General features: G+C 60.3%; 1 protein-coding gene and 1 pseudogene. One reads left to right on the top strand and one right to left on the bottom strand.

Translation table 11 applies throughout. The features are described 5' to 3' along the window. Positions 1 to 17 precede the first annotated feature (17 nt). Complete coding sequence (locus WFP39_RS15205; protein ID WP_377923248.1) at positions 18 to 1,193, top strand: IS256 family transposase; 1,176 nt, start codon at positions 18 to 20, stop codon at positions 1,191 to 1,193. Positions 1,194 to 1,228: 35 nt separating this feature from the next. On the opposite strand, the pseudogene WFP39_RS15200 reads toward WFP39_RS15205, so the two are convergent. Further along, positions 1,229 to 1,543 (bottom strand): annotated as a pseudogene (locus WFP39_RS15200) (helix-turn-helix domain-containing protein); the annotation flags it as partial. Positions 1,544 to 2,072: the final 529 nt, after the last annotated feature.

Raw genomic sequence — 2,072 nt, 5'->3', positions numbered from 1 at the left:
GCCAGCAAAGACCGTGAATCAGAAAACCCGAGCCTTGGGAATCCCCTGCCGATTCAGCAGCTATGAAAACCGGTCTAAAGAAGGCGTTGACCGAGCGCGCCCTGAACGCGGAGATGGACCATCATCTGGCCGGCGACGATGCGGCTGGCAACACGCGCAATGGCTATGGCCGCAAGACGGTGATGACGGAGACGGGGAAGCTTTCGATCGACGTGCCGCGCGACCGGCAGGCGAGCTTCGACCCGCAGCTGATCGCGAAGTACCAGCGGCGGTTCCCGGGCTTCGACGACAAGATCATATCCATGTACACGCGCGGCATGAGCACCCGGGAGATCACCGGGCATCTGCGCGATCTCTATGGCATCGACGTTTCGCCGGACCTGATCAGCACGGTGACGGACGCGGTGCTGGACGAGATTGCCGCCTGGCAACAGCGGCCGTTGGACCCGGTTTATCCGCTGGTGTTTTTCGATGCCATCCGGGTGAAGATCCGCGACGAGGGGATGGTGCGGAACAAGGCGATCCACATCGCGCTGGGCGTCCGCGCCGATGGCCACAAGGAGGTTCTCGGCCTTTGGCTGGAGCAGAATGAGGGCGCCAAGTTCTGGCTTCGCGTGATGAACGAGCTGAAGAACCGCGGCGTCGAGGATATCCTCTTGGCCGTCGTTGACGGCCTGAAGGGCTTTCCGGATGCGATCACCGCCGTGTTCCCCGAGGCGATCGTCCAGACCTGCATCGTGCACCTGCTGCGCAACTCGATGGACTTCGTCTCCTGGAAGCACCGCAAGCCGCTGGCGGCTGCTCTGAAGGGCATTTACCGCGCCGTCGATGCCAAGGCTGCCGAGGAGGCGCTCACCGCCTTCGAGGCCAGCGAATGGGGCCGGCGGTATCCGGCGATCGGCCAGAGCTGGCGGCGGGCCTGGGCCGAGGTCATCCCGTTCTTTGCCTTCCCCGACGAGGTCCGCAGGATCGTCTACACGACCAATGCTATCGAGGCTCTGAACGCCCAGCTTCGGCGGGCGGTGAGGGCCAGGGGGCACTTCCCCAGCGACGAAGCAGCAACCAAGCTACTCTATCTGATCTTGAACCGCTCCGAGAAAGAGTGGAGAATGCCGCCACGTGAGTGGTCCATGGCCAAGGCCCAGTTCGCCGTCCTGTTCGGTGAGCGCTTCATCAAGGCCATGGCGGCCTAATGTTCAACCGCCCGCCCACACACGAAATTCCTGACAGTCCCGTTCAGCGTGCGCTCGATTACCTCTGCCACCTGGTCATCTGAGACCGTACGCGGGCGGCCAGGCCGGTACTCGTCGGTGAGCCCCTCGATGCGGTCCTTCACGAACCTGCGACGCCACTTGCCGACTGTGTGCTCGTGCACCCCAAGGCGCTCGGCGACTTCCTTGCTTTGCGAGCCATCTGCGCACAGCAGGATAATCCGGCACCGATCCGATAACGACCGAGGGGTCTTGTGCCGCCGAACCTGTGCCTCGAGAAAATCACGCTCCTCGGCGCTCAACACCACCGCATCCGCCTGCCGACCTACCATTGCTCATCTCCTATCATGGATCTGAATCAATGACGCGAATTACAGTTCCAGGTGACTAGAAAACGGAAGGAGAGGCAATTTATGGCTTCGTCGGCAACGGTTCCGTGTCCGCATTGCGGAAACACCAGCACCTACCAACTGAGCGTACAGACACACGGCGCGTCAGCAGTTTCATGTCGGCATTGTCACCGCGGCTTCATGATCGAAGTCGCCAATGGAAATGTGGTGGGGGTTCGTCGATAACGGCCATGAACCTCAATCGGCAATGGGTGGTGCTTGTTCGCTACAAAGATGAACCTGGCGCTTACGTCAGCAGGCAATACGTCACGGCATCAAGCGCGATTGAAGCTCTGGCTATGGCGAAGGCTATCTATGGCAATTTGCTCGTTCCGAACGCAGTATTTCCTGCCTAGACCAATTAGGAAATATGTTCAGTCAATCCTGACGCTAATTAGGCTTCGTGGACAAAGCTTGACTGCGGACACGGTCGCTGATTCAAGGCTGGCTTTTGGAGGCAGTCTTGGGCGAG

The sequence above is a fragment of the Alteraurantiacibacter lauratis genome (genome assembly GCF_037154155.1).
Lineage (GTDB): Bacteria > Pseudomonadota > Alphaproteobacteria > Sphingomonadales > Sphingomonadaceae > Alteraurantiacibacter > Alteraurantiacibacter lauratis.
The sequence above is the reverse complement of the archived record's forward strand: the minus strand, read 5'-3'. Positions and strand labels throughout refer to the sequence as shown.